The sequence below is a fragment of the Photorhabdus laumondii subsp. laumondii genome (assembly GCF_003343245.1).
GTDB classification, from domain to species: Bacteria; Pseudomonadota; Gammaproteobacteria; order Enterobacterales; family Enterobacteriaceae; genus Photorhabdus; species Photorhabdus laumondii.
Genome location: NZ_CP024901.1, coordinates 743,690 through 768,213, shown reverse-complemented (window position 1 = coordinate 768,213; position 24,524 = coordinate 743,690). Strand labels below are relative to the sequence as shown.

At 42.5% G+C, this 24,524-nt stretch carries 26 protein-coding genes and 3 tRNA genes; 15 read left to right on the top strand and 14 right to left on the bottom strand.

Annotated features, from left to right (window positions below; genetic code table 11):
• Window positions 1–45: 45 nt before the first annotated feature.
• Window positions 46–870 (top strand): 2,3,4,5-tetrahydropyridine-2,6-dicarboxylate N-succinyltransferase, encoded by an 825-nt coding sequence (gene dapD / locus PluTT01m_RS03435; protein ID WP_011145045.1) that lies wholly within the window; start codon window positions 46–48, stop codon window positions 868–870.
• Window positions 871–1,084: 214 nt separating this feature from the next.
• Window positions 1,085–1,471 (top strand): DUF3461 family protein, encoded by a 387-nt coding sequence (locus PluTT01m_RS03430; RefSeq protein WP_011145044.1) that lies wholly within the window; start codon window positions 1,085–1,087, stop codon window positions 1,469–1,471.
• A 57-nt stretch (window positions 1,472–1,528) separates the two neighbouring features.
• On the opposite strand, the gene PluTT01m_RS03425 is transcribed toward PluTT01m_RS03430, so the two are convergent.
• A complete protein-coding gene (locus PluTT01m_RS03425; RefSeq protein ID WP_011145043.1) occupies window positions 1,529–1,978 on the bottom strand; it encodes a flavodoxin in 450 nt (149 codons plus the stop codon).
• 370 nt (window positions 1,979–2,348) lie between these two features.
• On the opposite strand from PluTT01m_RS03425, the gene PluTT01m_RS03420 reads away from it, so the two are divergent.
• Both PluTT01m_RS03420 and PluTT01m_RS03415 read left to right on the top strand, forming a co-directional pair.
• Window positions 2,349–2,951, top strand: coding sequence for a hypothetical protein (locus tag PluTT01m_RS03420; RefSeq protein WP_011145042.1), 603 nt, complete (start codon window positions 2,349–2,351; stop codon window positions 2,949–2,951).
• A complete protein-coding gene (locus PluTT01m_RS03415) occupies window positions 2,938–3,339 on the top strand; it encodes a hypothetical protein (RefSeq protein WP_041379911.1) in 402 nt (133 codons plus the stop codon). The genes PluTT01m_RS03420 and PluTT01m_RS03415 overlap by 14 nt, the downstream gene beginning before the upstream one ends.
• Before the next feature lie 103 nt (window positions 3,340–3,442).
• Here PluTT01m_RS03415 and truC read toward each other — a convergent pair whose 3' ends face one another.
• From truC to syd, 3 genes are all read right to left on the bottom strand, one after another.
• Window positions 3,443–4,213 (bottom strand): tRNA pseudouridine(65) synthase TruC, encoded by a 771-nt coding sequence (truC, locus tag PluTT01m_RS03410; protein ID WP_011145041.1) that lies wholly within the window; start codon window positions 4,211–4,213, stop codon window positions 3,443–3,445.
• 1 nt (window position 4,214) lies between these two features.
• A complete protein-coding gene (locus tag PluTT01m_RS03405; RefSeq protein WP_011145040.1) occupies window positions 4,215–4,547 on the bottom strand; it encodes a YqcC family protein in 333 nt (110 codons plus the stop codon).
• Window positions 4,548–5,070: 523 nt separating this feature from the next.
• The gene (gene syd, locus PluTT01m_RS03400) at window positions 5,071–5,625 is read right to left on the bottom strand and encodes a SecY-interacting protein (protein WP_011145039.1); all 555 of its coding nucleotides are present in this window, start codon (window positions 5,623–5,625) and stop codon (window positions 5,071–5,073) included.
• Between the two features lie 145 nt (window positions 5,626–5,770).
• Between syd and queF the strand changes: the two genes are divergently transcribed.
• The 3 genes from queF (at window position 5,771) to xni (ending at window position 8,931) form a co-directional block, all read left to right on the top strand.
• Window positions 5,771–6,619 (top strand): NADPH-dependent 7-cyano-7-deazaguanine reductase QueF, encoded by an 849-nt coding sequence (gene queF / locus PluTT01m_RS03395; RefSeq protein ID WP_011145038.1) that lies wholly within the window; start codon window positions 5,771–5,773, stop codon window positions 6,617–6,619.
• A gap of 122 nt (window positions 6,620–6,741) precedes the next feature.
• Window positions 6,742–8,109, top strand: a complete 1,368-nt coding sequence (gene ppnN / locus PluTT01m_RS03390) for a nucleotide 5'-monophosphate nucleosidase PpnN (RefSeq protein ID WP_011145037.1) — start codon at window positions 6,742–6,744, stop codon at window positions 8,107–8,109.
• 63 nt (window positions 8,110–8,172) lie between these two features.
• Window positions 8,173–8,931, top strand: coding sequence for a flap endonuclease Xni (xni, locus tag PluTT01m_RS03385; protein WP_011145036.1), 759 nt, complete (start codon window positions 8,173–8,175; stop codon window positions 8,929–8,931).
• Here the strand turns inward: xni and PluTT01m_RS03380 are convergent.
• The 8 genes from PluTT01m_RS03380 to PluTT01m_RS03345 form a co-directional block, all read right to left on the bottom strand.
• Window positions 8,928–10,304 carry a TolC family outer membrane protein gene (locus tag PluTT01m_RS03380; RefSeq protein WP_011145035.1) on the bottom strand — a complete coding sequence of 459 codons (1,377 nt, stop codon included), beginning with the start codon at window positions 10,302–10,304 and terminating at the stop codon, window positions 8,928–8,930. The two genes, xni and PluTT01m_RS03380, sit on opposite strands and share 4 nt — an antisense overlap.
• Window positions 10,304–11,632 (bottom strand): HlyD family type I secretion periplasmic adaptor subunit, encoded by a 1,329-nt coding sequence (locus PluTT01m_RS03375; RefSeq protein ID WP_041379910.1) that lies wholly within the window; start codon window positions 11,630–11,632, stop codon window positions 10,304–10,306. The genes PluTT01m_RS03380 and PluTT01m_RS03375 overlap by 1 nt, the downstream gene beginning before the upstream one ends.
• Window positions 11,633–11,698: 66 nt before the next feature.
• Window positions 11,699–13,429 (bottom strand): type I secretion system permease/ATPase, encoded by a 1,731-nt coding sequence (locus tag PluTT01m_RS03370; protein ID WP_011145033.1) that lies wholly within the window; start codon window positions 13,427–13,429, stop codon window positions 11,699–11,701.
• A gap of 59 nt (window positions 13,430–13,488) precedes the next feature.
• Window positions 13,489–13,893: a protease inhibitor Inh/omp19 family protein gene (locus PluTT01m_RS03365; RefSeq protein ID WP_011145032.1), complete on the bottom strand. Its 405-nt coding sequence runs from the start codon at window positions 13,891–13,893 to the stop codon at window positions 13,489–13,491.
• Window positions 13,894–13,947: 54 nt separating this feature from the next.
• Window positions 13,948–15,402 (bottom strand): serralysin, encoded by a 1,455-nt coding sequence (prtA, locus tag PluTT01m_RS03360; protein WP_265737285.1) that lies wholly within the window; start codon window positions 15,400–15,402, stop codon window positions 13,948–13,950.
• A 1,172-nt stretch (window positions 15,403–16,574) separates the two neighbouring features.
• Window positions 16,575–17,675 carry a 23S rRNA (cytidine(2498)-2'-O)-methyltransferase RlmM gene (gene rlmM, locus PluTT01m_RS03355; RefSeq protein WP_011145030.1) on the bottom strand — a complete coding sequence of 367 codons (1,101 nt, stop codon included), beginning with the start codon at window positions 17,673–17,675 and terminating at the stop codon, window positions 16,575–16,577.
• Entirely contained in the window at window positions 17,668–18,063 is a 396-nt protein-coding gene (locus tag PluTT01m_RS03350) for a DUF423 domain-containing protein (RefSeq protein WP_011145029.1), read from the bottom strand. The genes rlmM and PluTT01m_RS03350 overlap by 8 nt, the downstream gene beginning before the upstream one ends.
• A gap of 60 nt (window positions 18,064–18,123) precedes the next feature.
• On the bottom strand, window positions 18,124–19,044 hold the full coding sequence (locus PluTT01m_RS03345) for a transcriptional regulator GcvA (RefSeq protein ID WP_011145028.1): 921 nt from the start codon (window positions 19,042–19,044) through the stop codon (window positions 18,124–18,126).
• 335 nt (window positions 19,045–19,379) lie between these two features.
• Between PluTT01m_RS03345 and PluTT01m_RS26800 the strand changes: the two genes are divergently transcribed.
• From PluTT01m_RS26800 to csdE, 3 genes are read left to right on the top strand one after another with little or no spacing between them, the layout of a single operon-like run.
• Complete coding sequence (locus tag PluTT01m_RS26800; RefSeq protein ID WP_041379909.1) at window positions 19,380–19,562, top strand: hypothetical protein; 183 nt, start codon at window positions 19,380–19,382, stop codon at window positions 19,560–19,562.
• A gap of 34 nt (window positions 19,563–19,596) precedes the next feature.
• The gene (csdA, locus tag PluTT01m_RS03340) at window positions 19,597–20,850 is read left to right on the top strand and encodes a cysteine desulfurase CsdA (RefSeq protein WP_011145027.1); all 1,254 of its coding nucleotides are present in this window, start codon (window positions 19,597–19,599) and stop codon (window positions 20,848–20,850) included.
• A gap of 20 nt (window positions 20,851–20,870) precedes the next feature.
• Entirely contained in the window at window positions 20,871–21,326 is a 456-nt protein-coding gene (csdE, locus tag PluTT01m_RS03335; RefSeq protein ID WP_011145026.1) for a cysteine desulfurase sulfur acceptor subunit CsdE, read from the top strand.
• A gap of 2 nt (window positions 21,327–21,328) precedes the next feature.
• Here the strand turns inward: csdE and tcdA are convergent, their stop codons facing one another.
• Window positions 21,329–22,141: a tRNA cyclic N6-threonylcarbamoyladenosine(37) synthase TcdA gene (gene tcdA, locus PluTT01m_RS03330; protein ID WP_011145025.1), complete on the bottom strand. Its 813-nt coding sequence runs from the start codon at window positions 22,139–22,141 to the stop codon at window positions 21,329–21,331.
• 48 nt (window positions 22,142–22,189) lie between these two features.
• Window positions 22,190–23,287, bottom strand: a complete 1,098-nt coding sequence (gene mltA / locus PluTT01m_RS03325) for a murein transglycosylase A (protein WP_011145024.1) — start codon at window positions 23,285–23,287, stop codon at window positions 22,190–22,192.
• 223 nt (window positions 23,288–23,510) lie between these two features.
• On the opposite strand from mltA, the gene PluTT01m_RS03320 reads away from it, so the two are divergent.
• The 5 genes from PluTT01m_RS03320 (at window position 23,511) to PluTT01m_RS03300 (ending at window position 24,483) form a co-directional block, all read left to right on the top strand.
• Window positions 23,511–23,587, top strand: a tRNA-Met gene (locus PluTT01m_RS03320).
• 89 nt (window positions 23,588–23,676) lie between these two features.
• Window positions 23,677–23,753: transfer RNA gene (locus PluTT01m_RS03315), tRNA-Met, on the top strand.
• A 29-nt stretch (window positions 23,754–23,782) separates the two neighbouring features.
• A tRNA-Met gene (locus PluTT01m_RS03310) sits at window positions 23,783–23,859 on the top strand.
• 289 nt (window positions 23,860–24,148) lie between these two features.
• Window positions 24,149–24,346 (top strand): type II toxin-antitoxin system RelE/ParE family toxin, encoded by a 198-nt coding sequence (locus tag PluTT01m_RS27360; protein WP_011145023.1) that lies wholly within the window; start codon window positions 24,149–24,151, stop codon window positions 24,344–24,346.
• Complete coding sequence (locus tag PluTT01m_RS03300) at window positions 24,343–24,483, top strand: helix-turn-helix domain-containing transcriptional regulator (protein ID WP_011145022.1); 141 nt, start codon at window positions 24,343–24,345, stop codon at window positions 24,481–24,483. Before PluTT01m_RS27360 ends, PluTT01m_RS03300 begins: the two co-directional genes overlap by 4 nt.
• The last annotated feature ends 41 nt before the right edge of the window (window positions 24,484–24,524 follow it).

Here is a 24,524-nt window from a genome sequence, read left to right as displayed (position 1 = left end):
CGGGTATAAGCCCATGATTCGGACGATAACCAAGGAACCGATGCAATGCAGCAATTACAATCCATTATCGAAAGTGCATTTGAAAACCGCGCAACGCTTACTCCAGCAACTGTCAACCATGAAACACGTGATGCTGTTACTCAAGTCATCAACCTGCTGGATAGTGGAAAACTGCGCGTTGCAGAGAAAATTGACGGTCAGTGGGTCACTCATCAATGGCTAAAAATGGCTGTACTGCTCTCTTTCCGTATTAATGAAAATCAGATCATCGATGGCACAGAAAGCCGTTATTTCGATAAAGTCCCGATGAAATTCTCTGACTATGATCAGACAAGATTTGAAAAAGAGGGCTTTCGTGTAGTGCCTCCTGCGGCAGCACGTCAAGGGGCCTTTATTGCCCGTAACTGCGTACTGATGCCTTCCTATGTCAACATCGGCGCTTATGTTGATGAAGGAACAATGGTAGATACTTGGACAACAGTCGGCTCCTGTGCCCAAATTGGTAAAAATGTCCATTTATCTGGTGGTGTCGGCATCGGCGGCGTATTAGAACCATTGCAAGCGAACCCAACCATTATTGAAGACAACTGCTTTATTGGTGCCCGTTCTGAAATTGTAGAAGGTGTGATTATCGAAGAGGGTTCAGTGATTTCAATGGGTGTTTATATTGGTCAAAGCACCAAAATCTATGATCGTGAAACAGGAGAAATCCATTATGGTCGAGTCCCTGCGGGTTCTGTTGTTGTCTCTGGCAACCTCCCATCAAAAGATGGTAGTTACAGCCTGTATTGTGCTGTCATTGTCAAAAAAGTGGATGCCAAAACACAAGGAAAAGTGGGCATTAATGAACTACTCAGATCGATAGATTAAACTTTAAAATAGCGGATAATAAATAAGTCCGCTATTTTTTTGCTTTTTATCATCATTACCGACCTCAGTTAGTGTTATTAATATAAGCAGTTTGAATACGGACAACGTGTACGCTCCGAAACATATACAGAGTACGTAAGGTATTCGGAGACGATCCGGATTCAAAATGACGCATAGAATAACCTACTGGGAAAAATACCCTTAAGGTGGTGCCATGTACGATAACTTAAAGAGTCTGGGGATCACATATCCCGAAGAAATTGACCGCTATAGTCTGCGTCAAGAAGCTAACAACGATATTCTGAAAATCTATTTTCGTAAGGATAAAGGTGAATTCTTTGCTAAAAGCGTGAAATTCAAATATCCGCGCCAGCGCAAAACTGTGACTGCAAACAATGCAGAGCAAGGATACAAAGAGATCAACGAAATCAATACCAACCTGCGTTATGTGATTGAAGAGTTGGATCAGATTTGCAAACGTGACCAAGTAGAAATCGACTTGAAACACAAAATCCTCGATGACCTACGTCATCTTGAACACGTTGTTGCCAACAAAATTGCCGAGATTGAAGCCGATCTGGAAAAACTAACCCGTAAATAAAACAGTTCTATTAATTACACCGCTTATATCCTATTCGATATAAGCGGTGTATTGTAATTATTCAATTAATTCTCCCCATTGCCTGATCCAAGGCTGAGCAAAAACTTCCGGTTCAGCTTCTTCCACTGCATCCACCATCAAAACTTCACCGATTCTTATTGCTCCTTGCTCTTGAAGCAACTCATCAAAAGTGCGGCCACCACCACAAAAATTCTCGTAACTGCTATCACCCAAAGCGATCACGCCATAGCGTAATTCTGGCTGATACCCCTGCTCATCTCGCAAAGCATAGTAAAGAGGCCGAATATTATCAGGCAAATCCCCTTGCCCGGTTGTTGAAGTGATAACTAAAACCATTTGATCAAGATAGGATTGCCACTGTTCCAGCTCCCCTTCTTCAAAGACTTCTACATCATGACCTTGTTGTTCAAGGATCTGCTGTGCTTCTTCTGCGACAGCAAGCGCGTTACCATAAACAGTACCAACAAAAATACCTATCTTTGCCATAATTATTATCTCTTTTTAAAGGAATTATTAGTTATCCTCGCTGGCAACAGCAGAAAACTCAACCCTTCCCAAATCAGGGATAATTACCTTTACCAGCTAAGTCGTCGTATCAAATCAAATATTGCCACTATTAAGTTCACTCTGTCATGTAAACAGGATCGTGACTGCTCCCCGCCGTAAAGACGTCGTCTTAAATCAAGTTATTTAATCAATAATAATTCAGTGTTAAAATCACTTTTTTAAACAACTTTAGTTGATGATATTGATATTAATATGAAAAATGACTATATCCTTTTCTTCAAGATCAATAATAGCATAATGAGATTAATAGAATGGCAAAAATAAGCACTAAATAAGGAAAACCATCACCATGTTTAACAATAGAGCTGTTGTGCTAAGTATACTATTAAGTGCCGCAAATATTACCGTCTCATCTGGCCTGATGATTTGGGTAGATACCGTGCTTAAAGATGGAAGCATGATTTTAAACGCTTATATTCCTGTTTTTTCCTATTTATTGGGGTTATCTCTGGGATGTATGACCGTATCCTTTTTTATTCGAAAAATGAATATTTCTTTTTTTGAAAGAAATATTTTTGGCTTCTTTTTATTACTAACAACGATAAACTGCATTCTCTTTGCAAAAGAAACAACATTTATTCCAGTTTGGCTGGATACTCCGCATAGAATATTATGGGGAGTAATAAGTGGATTTATTGTTATAATGGGAAGAAATATTCTTATAACCGCAGGCAATGAAAAGAAAACGAATAGTGATTTTTCTATTTTAAGCCTGGCGTTATTAAGCCTGCCATTTTCAATTCCCGTTATTTTCTCTCTTTTAGGTTTAAATTCCCGTACATCAGCAGATTTTTTTGCTGCTTTTATTTATTCTATTGCTTCAATTATCTATTTCACTGGCTTTAAAAGCTATATGGTTCCCCTGTGCAATTGGCATCATGAAAATCATTAAATCCGCACTTTTAACCAAAAGAATCATGGTAGGTAATATCATGCAATTATTTTCCCTCGGATTCTGTTTACTTGGCATTATGATAAATTCTGGCATACTCTATTTACTATTCACAATTATGGTATTTTTAGCTAATACCATTATGCAACCTGTTTTTTTCTCTTATCTAGGATTACATTCAAAAAACTCTCTTTATACTTTGGGTATGCAGTCAGGGATTTATGTCTTTATTACTATGATCATCCTTTTTTATACTATTTATTTAGGTGTTGGCATTGAAGAAATCATTGCTGGATTTACAATATTATTTATCTCTTCAATAGTTATCTCGACTATTTTTCTTTCAATAATCAATTCAAATAATAATATAATCAGCAAAAACCAATAAATTTATATATTATCAACCTTTGCTAATAATATATTAATATTGCCTTTATCTCTTAATTAAAATAATTAAGAGATAAAGGCAACAGGTATTCTTTGAAAATATCCTAATCTATAAAATTTTCTATCTTACTCGCTTCATCATATTCCAAATCGGGGATAATACCTTGCCAGCCAAATTGTTGTATTAAATGCTGCCATGATGCATCCCATTTTGCCGTAAGCGATAATTTCTCCCCCGTAACAGGATGATCCAACTCAAGATAACTGGCATGAAGCATTAACCGGCTGGTTTGATAATGAACAGCAACGCCTCTGTTTTGCCGTAAATCGCCATGTGTTGTATCACCAATAATGGGGTGACGAATATGTGCCATATGGCGTCTTAATTGATGTTTTCGACCTGTTTTCGGTGTCAATTCCAACAAACTAAAACGTGATGTAGGATAACGACCTATTTCTACCGGACACTCCACCGTTGCCAGTGGTCGGTAATAAGTCACGCAGGATTGGGCCTCTTTATCACCCTCTGCAAATTTATCGGCGATCTTATCCAGCTCCTCAACCAAAGCGTAATCAATAATAGCTGATTCCAACACATAACCGCGCACGACAGCATGATAAGTTTTTTGTAATTGATGATGTTCAAACTGTTGAGAGAGCTGGCGAGCAACATCGCTGGAAAGCGCCATCAGCAATACGCCAGACGTTGGTCTATCCAGACGGTGTACCGGAAAAACATGCTGACCAATCTGATCACGCAATGTCTGCATAACAAAGACCGTTTCATGACGCGCCAACCAGCTACGATGAACTAACCACCCCGCTGGCTTGTTAACTGCCACAATATGATCATCCTGGTATAACACTTCCAACATATCAGACGTTATCCTGCATAAATAAGCGATCCAACGCACGAAGATGTTCAAACAGTTGCTGGTAACGCCCGGTAGTATCTTCTTTATAAGACTCCTCAAAGTAAGGCGCGATAGCAAATGCCGTAGGCAACGCCAATCCCTGCTCCAACAATGCATACATTCTCGGAATCAATACCCACTGCAACCACTCTTCAGCTAACATCCGATCAATGGAAAACGGCTCAACACTTTCGAAAGCTTCCGGTTTGGGCGGATGGCTCTGCCACAGGTCAATTTCCCTCATGGCTTCTTCAATTAACTGTAATTTATGCAGAATTTGTTTTGCAGTACTCATATTTTCAGCCTGACTCAGTTTTTACTCAAAACAACCCAGTTAGCAAGAATACCATCGATACCCCTTAAGCTGAAAATTTGCTTGCTCCAGTGAATAAGAGAAGGGAGCGCACAAGCGCTCCCCTTAAGTTGATTTTATAGCAATCCCGCTAATAATATGCTCCCTGCTCACTCCTTGACAAATTGTCCCTAATTGGTTATCCGTTACCCATCATTTTATTTATGTTGCATACGATCCTGTTATGCATTTGTCATCCTGACCATCATCACTCATCTGTCCTTGAGAAATTGTGCGCAATGATTCCTTTCCTGCTGAGGACAGAATGAATTAATTCATTCGATGAAACAAGCTACACATAATGGAACCAGTAAGTCAGGACAGAAAACAAAATCTGTGATTATTTATAGCCTATTGAAATAAAATGAAAATAATAAACTAATGTGAAACTCACAAAAGTAAACAATGATATCTCTTACATGAAGTGTAAGAGATATCTCACAAAGGCAGCGTTAAAAATCGGGGCCTAACGCATAAAGACAGGCTCAATTGCGCCAAGAAACCCAACTAAGTCGGTAAATAAGCGCTCTCGTTTATGACTGCCAAACTGTTCCAAGATCACTTCACCGGTCAAATTACACAGAGAAATGATACCCATATCATCTGATTCCATCGTCGCAATAAATGCCGTTGGCGACAGTTTCAGCCGTTTCTGCGTCACTAAATGTCCTATCAGGTTTTCCTGTAAACGGATAAAATCATCCTCACTCCAAACCTGAATCAAACTAAGCCGTTGACCTTCAAACGTTACCGTCATATCACCGGCCAATTGTGATGTATAAAAATCATGAATTGCCGGTTGTAATTGAATATCCAGTGCAACTTCGACGCTATTCAACTTTTCCTCTAAAGGAAAAGGCTGTGGCAGCCAATAAACGATGTTGTCACCAGTCTGGGTAATACAAGGTGATGGCACACCATAAAGTTCACGGCTGGCAGGAGGGGCCCCGGTTTCCTTTTGCCACAAATCAACATAACAACGGGTAAAATTAGACAACGCTTCTGTAACATTAGAAATCATATTATTTTCAACCGGTAACTGTTAGGGGTGATTATCATGTCATGGTAAACCAAATATAATGAATTGAGCGCATAAATAAAATTCAGACAAACGCGCTAACTTGCTAAACTTAAGCCATCACTACTATCAGATTTTGAGGAATAACATGTCATTATATCGGGATCACCAAGCTCTTGAGCAGCTTACGCTAGGTAAAACCACTTTATATCGTGACCAATATGATGCCAGCTTATTGCAAGCTGTACCCCGCAATATGAACCGTGAACCGCTGGAAATTTTCCCTGATAATTTGCCGTTTCATGGCGCTGATATCTGGACACTGTATGAGCTGTCATGGCTGAATAACCGCGGTTTGCCACAAGTTGCTGTCGGGCATGTTAGTTTAAATGCAGCAAGCACAAACCTGATTGAATCTAAAAGTTTTAAGCTCTATCTGAACAGCTTTAATCAGACTCGTTTTGAAAACTGGCAAGCCGTCGAAGAAACACTACAGCGCGATCTGGCTGCTTGTGCTGAAGGTGAGGTGGAAGTGGCACTTCATCACTTAGATCATTTCAATAATCAGCCAATCTCCACTTTTACAGGTGAATGTATTGATGATCAGGACATTGAAGTGACTGAATATGATTTCAATCGTCATTATCTGCAAAATGCAGCGCAAGGCCCGCAGGTAGAAGAAGTTTTGGTTAGCCATCTGCTGAAATCTAATTGCCTGATCACTCATCAACCTGACTGGGGATCTGTCCAGATTCACTACAAAGGGTCAAAAATCAATCGGGAAGCATTGTTACGTTACTTGATATCATTCCGGCATCACAATGAGTTTCACGAGCAATGTGTCGAGCGTATCTTCAGCGATTTACAACAATTATGTGCACCCGAAAAGCTCTCAGTCTACGCTCGTTATACCCGTCGTGGGGGGCTAGATATCAATCCGTGGCGTACAAATAGTGAAGGCTTTGTTCCAGCAACAGGCCGATTGGCACGTCAATAAATCCATTTTAAATCTGCTTTCCTAAGCGCAATTTGTGAAAAATAAGCTGAAATAGGGCATGTAATACATTCAGTTTAGTGATATTGATATGTAATCCATACACGGTATACAAGGAGTCATTCTTGATCACACATATCAACCCACTCGGCTCGATGGATTTATTATCTCAACTTGAAGTAGATATGCTAAAGAGTACCGCAAAAAGTGATCTGTATCGCCTGTTCCGTAATTGCTCACTGGCCGTACTCAATTCAGGTAGCCAAACCGATAATAGCAAAGAGCTGCTCTCTAAATACACCGATTTTGAGATTAACGTATTGCGCCGTGAGCGCGGGGTAAAACTGGAGCTGGTGGATCCACCAGAAGATGCATTCGTTGATGGAAAAATTATTCATTCACTACAAGCTAACCTGTTCGCAGTGCTGCGGGATATCTTGTTCGTTCATACACAGATTACCGATCCAGAACAACAGGATTATTCCGATTCAGAGAATAGCGCGTATATCACCAACAGAATATTCTCTATTCTGCGCCACGCCAGAGCACTGCATACCGATGAAGATCTCAACATGATCGTCTGTTGGGGAGGCCACTCAATTAGTAAGCAAGAGTATCAGTATGGCCGTAAAGTCGGTAATCAACTTGGGTTACGTGGACTGAATATCTGTACCGGCTGTGGCCCCGGAGCAATGGAAGCACCAATGAAAGGCGCGGCTGTCGGCCATGCCCAACAGAATTACAAAAATAGCCGTTTTATTGGTATTACCGAGCCTTCAATCATTGCGGCTGAACCCCCAAATCCATTAGTGAACGAGCTAATTATCATGCCAGACATCGAAAAACGTCTGGAAGCTTTTGTTCGTATTGCTCATGGTATCGTTATTTTCCCAGGTGGTGTTGGTACAGCAGAAGAATTACTTTATTTGCTAGGTATTCTGATGAATCCAGAAAATCAGGAGCAAATACTGCCATTGATTCTTACCGGACCGAAGCAGAGTGAAGCCTATTTCCAAGTTCTGGACGAATTTATTGTTCATACATTGGGCAAAGAGACTCGACGCTATTATCACATCATCATTGATAATGCGCCTGAAGTTGCCAGAATAATGAAAAAAGCGATGCCATTAGTGAGAGATAATCGCCACAGTACCGGTGATGCATACAGTTTTAATTGGTCAATGAAGATCAATTATGATTTGCAACAACCGTTTGAACCATCACATGAAAACATGGCTAACCTCAATCTCTATCCTGATCAGTCACCTGAAAAACTGGCAGCGTCATTGCGCCGGGCTTTTTCCGGAATTGTTGCAGGCAATGTAAAAGAGATGGGTATTCAATCGATTGAACAACAAGGTCCATTCAAAATCCACGGGGATGTTAAAATAATGCGCCATATGGATAAGCTACTGAAAGACTTTGTGGAACAGCACCGAATGAAACTACCGGGAGGTACTGCCTACGAACCTTGCTACGAAATCATCAAATAAAATTATCTGAAAAAATATCCACGCTCCACGGATGGAGCATTATGTTATTTAAAGTGATCCCATATGATACACCTTCTTATTGTTGATGCTCTTAACCTTATCCGACGCATTCATGCTGTACAGGGCAGCCCATGCATTCCTGCTTGTGAACATGCGCTAAGGCAACTTATCCAACATTCTCATCCCACACATGCCGTCGCAGTATTCGATGAAGAGAATCGCAATCACAGTTGGCGTCACCAGATATTACCTGACTACAAAGCTGGTCGTTCACCCATGCCTGACAATCTGCAACAAGAAATGCCGCAAATCAGAGCGTCGTTTGAGCAACAAGGAGTCACTTGCTGGCATGCCAAAGGGCATGAAGCTGATGATCTGGCAGCAACACTGGCAGTAAAAGTCACTGCGGCCGGTCACAACGTAACGATTGTTTCTACTGATAAAGGCTATTGCCAATTACTTTCACCCAATATCCGTATCCGTGATTACTTCCAGAAACGCTGGTTGGATATGCCCTTTGTTCAACAAGAATTTGGGGTTTTACCGGAACAATTGCCTGATTATTGGGGGCTGGCGGGGATCAGTAGCAGTAAAATTCCGGGGATCCAGGGGATCGGCCCGAAAACCGCTGCCACTTTACTGCAACAGGCCGGTACACTGGATAATCTGTTCCAACACCTCGACCAACAACCCGAGAAATGGCGCAATAAACTAGAATCCAATCAAGAAATCGCGTTTATCAGCCGGGAAGTTGCGTCATTACGTACCGATCTGGCTTTAAAGGGTAATTTGCAACAACTCCGGCTGACAATAGCAACCTAACGAAAATACTTCGCTACCTTATCCAGATGTTCGCCTTTTAATTCTCCGGCCTCACTAAGCAGGCCGATCCAAGCCTTAATATAATTATATTTTGCTTGTGAGAGATCACGTCGGGCAGTATATAACTGCTGTTCAGCATTCAAGACATCCACATTAACCCGCTGCCCAAGCGCAACGCTTTTACTGGTTGCGTCTACCTGTAAGCTAGCTGATTCAACCGCCATTTCATAAGCACTAATTCTTTTTTCACTATTTAAGTACTGATTATAATTGCGGCGTAATGCATTAAGGATTTCTCCCGCCTGAGCATCAAGATCATATTTAGTCCTGCCATAGTGGGCCGCCGCCTGACGTACAGCGGCAGACGTAGCACCACCATTATAGATATTCATGCTCATCCGCAAGCCAATGGTATCGGTGCGATATTTTTGATCTATGGTATTATCGCTGCTGGATTCGTTTTCAGAGTGGGAAGCGTACAACTCCAGCCTAGGTAAATAGCCCGCCCGATTACGTTGCACTTCATGGTACGCGGCTTTCACTTCCTGACGCGAAGCGGACAGAAGCGGATTGTTGGCTAATGCCAACTCTTCCCACGCCTCATAACGTTCAGGTAACAACTTCAATATCTGGAATCGTTTTTTATTTGATAACCGTTGCACCGGTAAATCAACCGGGAGAGAAACCCCCACAATGAGCTGTAAATTTCGGATTGCTGCATCCAAATCATCTTTGGCCGCTATCTCATCGGCAATCGCCTGACTGTAACGCGATTGTGTTTCTACCACATCAGTGAGCGTCCCTTCACCAGAAGTAAACAACTTCTTATTCAGTTCCAGTTGTTTTTCATAAGCCATTTTCTGCCGTATGACTAAATCAATCTGATCCTGTGCATAAGCCACATCTACGTAAGCATTCACGACCCGAACAGCCAATTGCTGAAAATCTGCCCGAAAACGCTCATTGCTCATCAAAGTGTGAGCCTGGCTGGCTTTATAACGCGCCCATATTTCAAAATCGATCAACGGCTGAGTCAACACAACAGCCGCGCTATAACTGCGATATTGGCGATCCTGGCTTTCGGTTGTCTTCCCGCCCCGCAAGTTATACCTGGGATACTCCGTATGTTGCCAATTCTTCGGTGACTGCTGGTAAGACATTATCACCTTAGGCAACAAGTCTGCCCTGCCGATCTTTTCATGTTCCTCACCGCCTTCCCGCTCTTTCACGGCGGCGAGAAAAATCGGATCATTTTCTAACGCCAGCGCATAAACTTCAGTCAAACTCAATGCCCATGCAGGAAAAGAGAACAGATTGACACAGACAAGAATCAGCAAACCCATTGATAAAGAAGCATTATTCCGTTTCATCATTACTCCTCTATCAACGATGTTGAAGCCCGATCCAGCAATGGCTTAAACAGATAACTTAACAGAGAGCGGGAACCCGTCTTGACAAAAACCTCAACCGGCATTCCTGGCCTGATATCCAACCCTTTCAGTTTTTCCATTCCCTCAGGAGAGACAACCACTCTCATCTGATAATAAGGTTGACTGGTTGCGGGATCGACCAACCTATCTGCGGAAATCACGGCAACTTTTCCTTCAACTTTTGGCGTCCGATTCTGGTTAAAAGCGGTAAACATCAGATCCACATTCAACCCTTTACTAATCTTATCTGCCAAATTAACCGCAACACGCGTTTCCACTTCAAACGCCCTCTGGTCCGGCAGAATTTCCATCAGTTTTTCGCCGGGAGCAACAACCCCCCCTTGGGTAAAAATATTTAATCCCACAACAGTGCCATCAACCGGCGCAACAATTGAGGTATGAGTCAGTTCAAACTGGGCTGTATCCAGCTTATTTCTATATTCACTGGCAGAGACCTGCACCTCGGCTAATTGTGTGCGCACTTCCCGCTGATAGTCTGCTTTGCGCTGAATAATACGCTGCTGTGTTTCCTGTAATTGTTTTTCAAGCTGACCGGCTCGTCCTTCCATTTCCGCTATGCTGCTGTTGAGCTCAGCCTGTTCACGCAGCAGTTCCAGATAACGATTACGCGGAAAATAGCCCTCATCCGCTAAAGATTTCAGATTAGTTATTTGCTCTTTAAGCGCCGCCTGCTGCATGCGTTTATTGAGAAAAGAAGATTTCAGCCCTTTAATTTGGAAATCTATTCCTTCGACAGACTGCTCAAGCCCTGCCAAGTCGCTTCTCAGCACTTCACGGCGTGATACAAACAGTTGCTTTTGCAGTTCAATAATCTCATTCACCCGCGGTTCAGAGTGTAATTGCTGTAATAGGTCGGGGAAAATTAACGCTTCATCACCATGCTGCTCGGCTAATAAACGGGCTTCCGTTGCCAGCGTGGTATGCAGTTGATCTTGAAGTGCATCAACCTGTGCCTTTGCCTGCACCTGACTGAGCTGGACGAGTGTCTGACCCGCTTTTACTGTTTCGCCTTCAACAACCTTAATCTGACTGATAATCCCGCTTGCCGGGGCCTGAACTGTTTTACGATTACCATCCACCACCACCACACCTGAAGATGCCACCCCTTTATCTAACGGTGCTAACGCGGCCCAAATGAGAAATCCCAGGATCCCCACACCAATCACGAACCATCCTAGTCGTAAAAAATGCCTTTCTTCCAAAGGCAATAATCCTTTTTCCTCTCTTACCGGCGTAATCTGATCAGACATATCCACTCCCGGACAGAAATCTCCGTCTCAGCTATTTGATATTATTATAATTAAATGCACATTTACCTATGATGCCTGGGCGACTGCCTTGGTTGCAGAATGTTCCTGACTATTATTCCTTTGTGATAAAGCGGCCATCACCTGTTGAGATGAACCGAACATCTTCATTTTCCCCTGAACCAGTAGCAATATTTTGTTTGTCTGTGATAGCAATGAGGTGCGGTGAGTAATCACAATCACTGTCTTTCCTTGTGCCTTTAACTGAGAAATCGCCTCATTCAATGCTCTTTCCCCTGCCTCATCCAGGCTGGAATTAGGCTCATCCAACACCACCAATGACGGCTCGTCATATAGCGCACGAGCAAGGCCAATGCGCTGTTTCTGCCCACCAGATAATCCCACTCCGCCAGCACCAATCACGGTGTCATAGCCCTTATCAAGTGCTAATATCAGCTCATGAACACCCGCTTTCTTTGCCGCCTGAACCACCTTTTCGGGTTCTACTGCATTAAAACGGGCAATATTTTCAGCAATAGTGCCGCCAAATAGCTCAATATCTTGCGGTAAATAACCGATTGAGGAGCCCAGTTCATCTTTATTCCACTGATAAATATCGGCATTATCCAGACGAACAACGCCTTCCTGTGTCGGCCATATTCCGACCAGTAACCGGGCAAGCGTCGATTTCCCAGACGCACTGGGACCAATTAATCCCATCACATCACCGGCATCCAACGAGAAGCTAATATCCTGCAAAACAACCTTACTGTTTCTTCCCGGCGGCGCTGCGGAAACTTTATCCACGGCTAAATTTCCTTTTGGCGCAGGCAATGACATGCCCGGTTTGCGTTCCGGTTGTTGTTCCAACAGGTGGGTTAACCGTTGCCATGACAAACGAGCACCACTCCAGCCTTTCCAGGCTTGGATCAATTGTTCAATCGGTGAAAGTGCACGTCCCATCAAAATTGAAGCCGCAATCATCATGCCCGGCGTAATATGCCCACCAATCGCTAACCAGCCCCCTAATCCCAGGATCAGTGACTGCAAGGCCAAACGCACTGTTTTAGTGACTGAATTAATCACTGAAGCCCGCTCACTCGCAATGCGCTGGAAATCCAGGAAACGCTCATGTAATCCAAACCATCTCCGACGTAGCACCGGCAACATCCCTAACGCCTCTATGACTTCGGCATTACGTAAATTAGTGCTGGCAAGACTTGCTGAACGTAGAGAGAGTTTACTGGCTTCGGATAACGGCTGACTTGATAACCATTGATTCAACACAGCCAGGGCAATCAATACCAGTGCACCGCCCAATGACAACAGACCAAGCCAGGGGTTAAAAAGAAAAATAACCAGCAGATAGATTGGAAACCAAGGGGCATCAAAGAAGGCAAACAAGGCGTTACCCGTCAAAAACTGGCGGATATTGGCTAAATCATTGAGCATCTGACCGGCATCAGTCGTGCCATTTTTCAGATTCGATTCATAAGATGCGGTATAAACCCGGTTATTCAGCTTCATATCAAGCTGGCTGCCAATACGGATAACAATCATGCTACGGATATATTCCAGCATGCCCATCATGGCAAACATGCCGAGGGTAATCAGCGTCAACATCAGCAAAGTGATTTCATTGCCCGACGGCAATACTCTGTCATAAACCTGCAACATATAAACAGATGGAACTAACATCAGCAGGTTAATAAAAGCAGTGAACAACCCGATAGCCCAAAATACCCGACTACGAGCACGAATGACATCAGTAATTTCATCCTTTGGGAGTAGTAATTTCACATTATTTCCTTATTTTTATTTTTTAAAAATATAACTATCTGATGTTAATGTTTCCTGCTTTATTCATTTTTCTTACTCGTCTTATTGGGCTTTATCATTAATTCCCGACCATCGGCAAAACGAGCAAACCAACCATCCGGTTCATGAGCAAAAAAAGCCAAACCACTCCCCTGTTCATCAGTAATTGTGAGCCCATCTGGTGTTGGTCGCCAACCGGCAGGCACTTCGCCAAACATATACGCTAAACAATCGTTATCACCATTAAGTGACCAAATTGATCCCTCTGGTAAGGGATGGTCAGTCAATAACACATCGCATTGTTGATGTTTATCCGACAATTGCCACACGCCTTTCAATTCACTGGCGTGTGGGAGAACAAGACTACTCGCCATACTTCCTCCGATAATGCTGAATATAAGAGCAACAAAGCCTGCAAATTTCAGATACCAAGCCGCAAAAACCACGCCGCCTCCAAACAAATAACCGCATCCAAAATCAGATGCGGTTGTGTTGTTGTGTTATGAAAGAATGAAATCAGACTCTAAGATTGGCTCTCCGACTATCTTCACCCAAAAATCATCGTAGGAAAATTCACCGCCCAAATTAATGGCGAAATCATTCACCTTATCAACCGTGTTATAACGAAGCACCGCTTCTCCGACTTCACCCGTGAATTCCCTTACAAATTTAACGCCCCCCTTCCCGGCTTCACCCAGATCGAACAGTGACACATCGATCTTGTCTTTACCGGAAACAAAGTCATGGATCCAATCACGCTCAAGAGGCGGTGATTCCTTGGCGCTCAGGTAGACAAAGGTATCGTTGCCCTCCCCGCCCCAAAGATTATCCGCTCCCAAGCCGCCGTAAATGATGTCATCACCCGCTCCACCTTTCAGAGTATTGGCGGCATCATTCCCGATTAAAACGTCATTACCACTGCCACCAATTGCATTTTCAATCGTGACGCCACGGGCAATAGAGACGTTCCCTTTCAACCCACCGACATCAGAGAAAGACGCTTCATTCAGATTGATACGTTGATCCTGAGTAAATCCAGAGAAATCAAACGTATCATTCCCCCCGGTATCCCAAGCGGTGAACAACAGTTTGCTGTTCTCGTCTTTTGCGGTATAGAAGTCACGATCTGTGTTGGAATTAAAACCATATACGGTGTCATCAGCACGGATGGTATTATTCGCGCCGTATACCGCCTGAATGGCAGAAATATCGTTAAGTAATGGTGCGGAAGAATAAATACCTTTAAAGTCCTGACCGGTATTTTTCTCACCAAAATAACTCATGACGGTATAAGCACGGCTATCTTCAAAATAAGTCGCACTGTTCTTATAAGTCGGGCTTACCTTGTCAGACGCATTATAATCAGCCGGATGTTGCAACCCTAGAGTGTGGCCAATTTCATGAGTAAACGTCTGACGGCCATAACCATTCACGTCAATATCGTTGTTTAAGAAAGTACGGCTTTTCGCGTTATACCAAGTTCCTACCTGTGTCTTCTCGGGGGTTGGCAGATAAGCAAACGCATAACTCCCCGTCAAGCTAACATCAAAGAATCCAAAGGTAACATTTGCCTCTTTGGCGTCAGTGGTTTCAACGAAATTAATATTAGCAACATCAGCCCAAGATTGTATTGACAGTTTTGCAGCAGCTTTTTGTGCTTCATTAAATGCTGAAAATTCAGAAATATGCCACGGCATATTATCCGGCTTACTCTCCAGGAAAGAATACTTTAATTGGAAAGCTTTAGATTTATCGTCATCCTGATGCCCCCAACGATAATCACCCCGGATTAATTCTTTAGCAGCATCTTTACTGGGCTCATGCTCAACGACAATATTAGAGTCTTTACCTGGTATATAAGCCTGTAACCATTTCAGCAACTCATTTGCTTTTTCTGAACCGCTAACGTCTTCCGAGTATGAAATTTTCTTCTTTAAAGACATATATTTCTCCATAAAATCAGGACTTAGATATAAAATTCTTTTTATTTAATTAAATACAAGTCAATAAAACCTGAAAACAACAGACCGCCCCTGGTCATACAAATTAACAACTAAAATCCCTTTCGCATAAACGTAACACTAAAGTTAATTATGTAAAAAGCAATTAACATATTTTTTTAATATAAACGTGATAAAAATAACATAAAACAAATAAGCGATTGTTTTATATAACATAACCATTTAAGACGAAAAAAATACCGCTAATTTCTTAGCGGTATTTTATTATGAATTAATTATCTATTTATTTAACTATATATGAAGTAAACTTTAAAACACTTATAACATTATTCTTGATAATTTTAATCGGAGATTATCCCAAGCCGTTATATGAATATACCCGTTATCTTTCAAGTTGCCCCTTTGTTGGCTACACTCACCCCGGTCACATAGTTCTCTATGCTCCCGGGGATTCGCTCCCTTGCCGTCGCGATCCATCTTGAAATCCATAGGGTATATATTATTAAAAAATTAATAACCACTTGATTAAATCAATAAAAAACATATATCACAGAATAGTTAATATTTCCTTTATTATAAAGCACTCAGTCCCAATATAATAAAATTATATTTTTGGTTTTTGAATATAAAATAATATTATCAACATAGCTGATTAATTCAAAAACATATTAAATATAAAACAGCGATTTAAATTTATATTAAATAAATATTATTTACATTTAATAGCAAAATTAAATGCTATACTTAAAACATTAATTAAAATAATTAAAAAATAATCTCTTTCATTATTTTTCATTTTATAATATTAATTCATTTAATTATTTAACATTAATTTCACGTTTAATTAAACGCTTATAATAATATATTTATTTTTTATATTTACCTTAAGTAAAGTTAAAAAATCAACAATTTTACCACATAAGTCATACAATATTCATTGTTACATTAGATCATAATTACCTCACACATGGAGTATTATGTAATACTTTCTTAGCTGAAAAAATGAATTAAATCATTCTAATACACCCATTTTACTCCGCACGGTATAAGAGATAAAATGCAATAATGTCATTCAATACTGAAAAAAACGCCTCAGGATATCACTGAGGCGTTTTAAGAAATCTTATTTTATGAGTTATTCCAGAATAATGATGAACAACCGTGAATCAGTAATCATTCCGGCTAGCTGCATAGGCAGACCAAATACGACGAACATGAACCGTTATTTCTTCCCTGTCATGATAAAGGTGTTTTGCCTGAATTTGTGCATTAATACCCCCTTCTTTTAATTGCAAGTGCATTTTCTGCAAATTATGAGCAACTTCTTCATAACGCTTTTTCATGGGTAATTTGAGATTAAAAATAGCTTCCCGGCACCAGCCATTAACTAACCAATCTACCATTAACTGCGTCACTTTTGCTGGTTTTTCCACCATGTCGCATACCAGCCAATAAATGTTCTTTGCCGAAGGCTCAAACTTAAAACCATCAACTTTGTGATGTTTAACTTGCCCCGTATCCATCAAACTTTTCGACATCGTGCCATTATCTACCGCATGAACCATCATACTCCGTTTCACCAGTTGGTAAGTCCAACCACCAGGGCATGCACCTAAATCAACTGCATACAAACCGCTAGCCAATCGCTCTTCCCATTCGTCATGTGGGATAAAAACATGAAAGGCTTCTTCCAGTTTTAATGTTGAACGACTTGGTGCATCCGAAGGAAATTTCAACCGAGGAATACCCATATAAAATGGCGAATTATTGTTACTGTAAGAATAACCAACATAACAGCAACCCGGAGCGATAAAGAAAACGTGTATCACCGGGCGGTTAACGTTTTCCCGAATCAGCAAGATCTTTTCCTGACGCATAGCATTACGCAACGGAACAGTAAATTTTCGACAGAATTTTAATAACTCTTTACTTTCATTAGTATCAGGCACCTCAACCCGTAATTCACCTGCACGTTCAATGACACCATGCAACATACCTACAATCGGGCTTATCCGATCTTCAGGAGGTAAATCTCGCAATAATTCACCCACGACCAGCATCTGGCGGGCAAAAATCAGCTCCCGAAATGGGATCTCACGAATCAGCCGATCGGCATCTTCATATTGATAACACTCAAACAGGACATAACCACTGTTGTCTTTCACCCGGGCAAAACCGTAAATCTCTTTTTGGCCCGCCTTATCGGTGATTTCTGCTGCACACTCTTTTTCAAAACCAGGGCGGCAATATAAAGCAATTTTATTCATGGCGAAGCGCCGATTTCCTTAGACGCAAAGCGCCAATTAATACTAAAAACCAGCCAATAAGAAAGCTAAATCCTCCAACTGGCGTAATATAAGCGAAAAATTTAACCTGCAATAAGGCCATACAATAGAGACTGCCACTAAACAACAAAATACCTACTGCAAAAAAAACGCCACTCCAGTAAAACCAGAGCACAACTTTACGCATTAGCATGGCAGACATCGCCATCATTGCCAGAGTGTGAATACCCTGATATTGCAGACCAAGATCAATCCAACTTATCTGATATTTTTCCATCATCGGAGATAATAAATGTGACCCTACAGCACCAAACGCCACATAGAAAAACCCACTTAAGCCAGCAAAGATAAGCATTAGGCGACTATTCACTGTTATCTTCCTTTTTCTTCTATCTGAGAGCTTTTACAGCTCGAATACCTTATTCCGCTCTTACTCATTGGTAATAAAGCCCAATTTTTCCTGCTCACTGGCTGCCTGTGCCAAAACCCATTGTCTGAATGCAGCAATTTTCCCCAATTCAGCCTGATTGTCATGACAAACAAGGTAAAATGCATTCTTACTCACTAACACATCATTAAATGGGCAAACTAAGCGCCCCGCATCAATTTCAGTCCGAGCCATGACATTATTTGCCAGTGCAATACCTTGCCCATGAACAGCGGCTTGGATCACCATTGCACTATGGCTAAATATCGGTCCTTGCTGAACGTTTATCTGCTGCTGCATATCAAGCTGGCGCACATACGCTTGCCAGTCACGACGAGAAGAATCGTGTAACAACGTATGACGCGCCAAATCTGCGGGGGTCTTCAAAGAATTTTCTCCAGTCAGTAACGAAGGAGAACAAACGGGAAGCAAATATTCTGCGTAAAGACGATCAGTGCGTAACCCCGGCCAATTTCCACGACCATAAAATATGGCAACATCAACATCATCAGCAAGCTTATCTTCTTCTCTATCTACCGCCTGTATCCTGACATCAATGCCGGGATAAGCTAAATTAAAGCTGGACAGCCTTGGAACCAACCACTGGATAGCAAAGCTAGGTGAAAGGCTAACCGTCAAAGCACCTTTAGCACTTCTAGCTTGAAGTTTACGTGTTGCTTCATTTATCGCCGTGAATATCTCTTTAATGTCCAGATAGTAGCTTTGACCTTCTTCAGTCAACAATAGTGATCGATTGCGGCGACGAAATAACTTCAACCCAAGAAAATCCTCCAGACTTTTCATCTGATGGCTAACTGCGGCCTGCGTCACAAATAATTCTTCTGCCGCCTTAGTAAAACTTAAATGGCGCGCTGCGGCATCAAAAACCCGCAACGCATTAAGTGGAGGTAAACGTTTGGACATGTGAGCCCTTATGTAATGTTGGAGATACCGGTAACTCTTTATATTTAGTTATTAGTTTTTGTAATCCGAATCATTATAAATTGTCCATTGAGGATACACCAGTAAATCCCTATAGTGGCGCCACTTCCTAAGCCGGAACGAAAAGTGAATCAGCTTAACGCTATGAAACTTTTGGCTTTGTGGTTGTGATGTTGTGTTTGCAAGTTGTCTGGGAAACCGGACCCTGTAGCTCAAGCTACTGTTTTTTCACTTCCTGTACATTTACCCTGTCTGTCCATAGTGATTTTTTAATGCACCGCAGTTGCGGTGCTTTTTTTTGGCATAAGGCGTGGAACATGGCAATATTATTCCATGTAATAACCTATACCCTATGGATTTCAAGATGCATCGCAGCGGCAAGGGAGCGAATCCCCGGGAGCATAGATAACGATGTGACCGGGGTGAGTGAGCGCAGCCAACAAAGAGGCAACTTGAAAGATGACAGATACATCCATTTTCAGCCAGAAACAAATGGTTAAGCACCATCACCACTAAAACAAAATTAATACTTCTATGAAAAAGTTCGAACCAGAACAGTTCCGCCAGCAATTTCCAGCGCTACAGCAATTTCCATCACAACAATTTCCATCACAGCAATTACCATCACAACAACAGACGGTATTTCTGGATAGTGCAGCCACTGCTCTCAAACCACAAGCCATGATAAAGGCAACTCAAGATTATTATCGAAACAGTAGCGCTACCGTACATCGTAGCCAACACCACGCAGCGCTGGAAATCACCTCCCGCTATGAACAAGCCCGGCAACAAGTTGCTGAATTCATCAACGCTCCACAAGCTGAAAATATTATCTGGACAAAAGGAACAACAGAATCCCTCAATCTAGTGGTTCAAAGTTATTTCCGCCCTCATCTCCAGCCCGATGATGAAATTATCGTTAGTGAGCAGGAACACCATTCCAATCTGATACCGTGGTTAATGTTGGCAGAGCAAATCGGTGCCAAGGTTATTAAATGGCCTTTAGGCAATGGCAAATTGCCTGATATCCACATGTTGCCTGAACTGCTAAACAAACACACCCGCTTGATAGCCATCAGCCAAATGTCCAATGTGACTGGCGGAGCAGTTGATCTTGCTGCAATAACTGCAATAGCACACCAACATGGCTGTCTGGTCGTTGTAGACGGCGCACAAGGCGTTGTTCACAATCCCATTGATGTCCAACAATCAGATATCGATTTCTACGCATTCTCTGCTCATAAACTCTATAGTTCGAACGGCGTTGGTATACTTTACGGCAAAAGTGAGCTTCTTAATGCTATGCCTCCCTGGCAAGGGGGCGGAAAAATGCTCTCCCACACGTCATTCAGCGGTTTTATACCCGAAGCGGTACCTTTCCGATTTGAAGCGGGCACACCGAATGTTGCAGGTATTATTGGTTTTTCTGCCACGCTGGAATGGTTAAAAGATATTGATATTACCAAAGCCGAAACCCATGCAGTCACACTGGCTGATTATACCGAAGAACAACTCTCCGCTTTACCCGGATTTATCAGCTATCGCATTGCCGGTTCCAGCTTATTGGCTTTTAATTTTACCGACATTCATCACAGTGATTTGGCCGCCATTCTGGCAGAACAAAATATTGCGTTACGTTCCGGTCAGCATTGCGCTCAACCCTTGATCGAAGCGTTAGGTATCAGCGGCTGTTTGCGCGCCTCCTTTATGCCTTACAACAACCAACAAGATGCCGATGCTTTAATTCAGGCAGTAAAATTTGGCCTTTCTCTATTACAGGATGAATGAATTACAGGACGAATGACATTATGACTCAAGCCACTGAAAACCGGATTGCACCACACCCATTTGGCCGGGAAATCAGCCAACAACAGCTCATTGCAACCTTTGACCAATGCCGCCAATGGGAAGATCGTTATCGCCAGTTAATCTTACTGGCAAAGAAACTGCCCGCATTACCAGAGAACTTGAAACAGCAAGACACTGAAATGTCCGGCTGTGAAAACCGGGTTTGGTTAGGGCATCAATTACTGCCAGATGGCTATTTACATTTTTATGGTGACAGCGAAGGCCGCATTGTAAAAGGCCTGCTGGCAGTGATCTTAACGGCCGTAGAAGGCAAGACACCGGAACAAGTTTTAACAACCAATCTATTGGCGCTGTTCCAACAACTTGGGCTGGAACAACAGATAAGCGGCTCACGGCTAAACGGCGTCAAGTCGCTGATTAATACCGTGCAAAACGCCGCAAGATCTTATATGTAAGATTAAAGATCACCCTGACGTTGCGCTTTAGCTATCATTTTTTTCAGAGCATGGGAAACCGCAACAAATCCAAATGTCGCCGTGACCATCGTTGCGGCACCAAAACCAGAAGCGCAATCCATACGCTTAGTTCCCTCTGCGGTACTTTTCGCGGCGCAAACAGAACCATCACTCTGCGGATAAACTAATTGCTCGGTTGAAAACACACAATCAATGCCTAATTTACCTTTGCCATTCTTCACAACACGATAATCAGATTTCAGCCTTTCGCGCAGTTTAGCCGCTAAAGGGTCCTGAACCGTTTTTGCCAAATCAACAACCTGAATCTGTGTAGGATCAAGTTGCCCTCCTGCTCCACCGGTTGTCACCAGCGGAATTTTATGGCGACGGCAATAAGCCAACAGCGCAGCTTTCGGCCTGACACTATCGATAGCATCAATCACATAACTGAATCCAGCCGCCATCATCTCTTCAACATTATCGGGTGTGAGAAAATCATCAACACAAGTCACTTTGCACTCTGGATTAATTGCCAGAATACGCTCGGCAATCACTTCAGTTTTTGGTTGCCCAATATGCTGTTTTAAAGCATGTAATTGGCGATTAGTATTGGTGATACAAACATCATCCATATCAATCAGAGTGATCGCACCGATTCCTGTACGAGCCAGAGCCTCAGCCGCCCAAGAGCCAACACCACCGATACCCACAACACAAACATGAGAATGGCAAAACAAAGAAAGCGCTTTTTGTCCATATAAACGGGCAGTCCCGGCAAAGCGCTGCATATATGCATCAGAAAGAGAAGTTTGCATTACTGAATATCAATCCTGAAAACCTGTTATAAAATTTATGAAGAGCAATCACTGACTTACCATCAACATGGTAGGCTGCGCTTTTTTTAACACCCAAACCCGACCGTAGTGGTTATAGAAACCTGCCGCTATACCTGCCTCCCCACCAATACCATGATAGATATCGAAATGATGTCCCTTTATCGCCCCACCAACATCCAATGCAACCACCAGCCGCATCTGGTACTGACCGGTAAACTTACCCTCTCTATCCAACAGAGGTATCTCTGCTAACAGGGTTGTTCCTGGTGGAATAAGCATTTTATCAGCAGCCACAGAAGCTTTTGCAATTAAAGGAACACTACTCGCACCACGTACCGGTGCATAGTTTTCAGGTTTAAAGAAAACAAATGATGGGTTCTGCTCCAACAGTTCACGGACTTCTGCCTCACTGTGAGATTCTGTCCATTTACGAATCGCCAGTATGGAGATATCTTCCTGCGCAATTTCTCCGCGCTCAATCAGCAACTTGCCAATGCTCCGGTAAATATGGCCATTCTTACCGGCATAACCCAAAAGAGTCAGTGGCCCACCATCACCAAAATCGACATAGCCACTCCCTTGTACCTCCATAATATAATTATCAATCAGTGAACGACTATAACCAATAATCAGACTGGGGCTAAGGGCGCCATTGTCTATTTCAGTTCGGCTTGGTAAACGGTATTTACTCTTAGGCGGCATCCGGTACAGAGGATATTTAAATTCTCCCTGTTTAACACGACGAGCTTGTAACACTGGCGTATAGTAGCCGGTAAATTGGACATTACCGTAATTATCCACACCTTCCATCTGGTAAGCGCGTAAATTAAACAGATGCAACTTACTGGTTTCACCACCCGCTAGCATCCAGTTTTGAACAGCGTCAAAAGTTAAACTATTACGATTATACAGACGAGGAGCAGACTGACTAATCAGCGCAACCTGCTCTGAAAAATCCTTTGCATTAACTGGCTTACCCTGCGCATTAGGTTGATTAACCAACCGTAAATCCTGAGCAATATGACCATCTCTATATTGTTGGCCCTGTGCTGTTGGGCGAGAATGACATCCAACCAACAGTGAAATCACGGTTCCACACAACAGATACTTACCCCAGTATTTCATTGTTGTTTTCTCTCTTACCAACATAACTCTGTGGCGAACAAAATACTAAACCAATAGAAACGATGAAACTTACCATAAAAAAAATAACTTAACAAAACAACGACACAAACGAATAGAAAAACATCGATACGCAGAGTAACTAATCAAAAACGTAACGAAACAAACAATAATTAATAAAAAAACTTGCAACAGATCTTATCCTGAGTATAGTGCCCGCATCGGACGCGGGATGGAGCAGCCTGGTAGCTCGTCGGGCTCATAACCCGAAGGTCGTCGGTTCAAATCCGGCTCCCGCAACCAACACTATAAAGTAGTTCAATATTTGCGAATGGAACCGATTCCAGCAGGCGTTAGTGATGCAGGAAAATACAAAGTAGGTTCTAAACGGACGCGGGATGGAGCAGCTTGGTAGCTCGTCGGGCTCATAACCCGAAGGTCGTCGGTTCAAATCCGGCTCCCGCAACCAATTTTCGCTAATCAAAATATCAAAACGGACGCGGGGTGGAGCAGCTTGGTAGCTCGTCGGGCTCATAACCCGAAGGTCGTCGGTTCAAATCCGGCCCCCGCAACCAATTCTCTATGCATTTCAGCATACAAACTCCAAAAGCAACTTCATAATGACTTTTAGATAATTTTTTCGTCATCGTATCTGCTCTCGGTTTAATGATAAATATCCACATATAGTCATTTCTGGCTTTGTTATCGTTTATAAACGATAACAAAGCCATGAATGAGATACGACACTATATCGACAACAACGGACGTGATGTCTTTGAAGAATGGCGAGAACATAGTACGTGACACCAAGGCTCAAATTGCCATTGACCGACGCATTATGCGCATGGAACTGATCACAAACCCTTGTCCGAGGGTGTCTGGGAACTGCGCATTGACATAGGGCCAGGGTATCGGGTCTATTACGCCAAATCTGGCTTAACTGTAGTTCTTCTGCTCTGCGGCGGCGACAAACGTAAGCAAAACCCAGAGCGTGTGAATACTGGCGTGAATGGAAGAGTAGAAACAGATAGGAGAACACTTTCGGTGGAGTTCGTAACGTGACCAAGGAAGCTGAGTTGAATCCGAACCAGCTCTATCGCACCTTGTCAGCCGAGGGCAACCCGGAAGTTAGAAGTCTAAGCACGATTCTGCGTGTCATGGGCTTGCGCCTGGCAGTTCAACCTATCACTACCCACTAAATAGGGCAGGGAGTATAGGCTAAAGGAAAATAGCCTCCTTC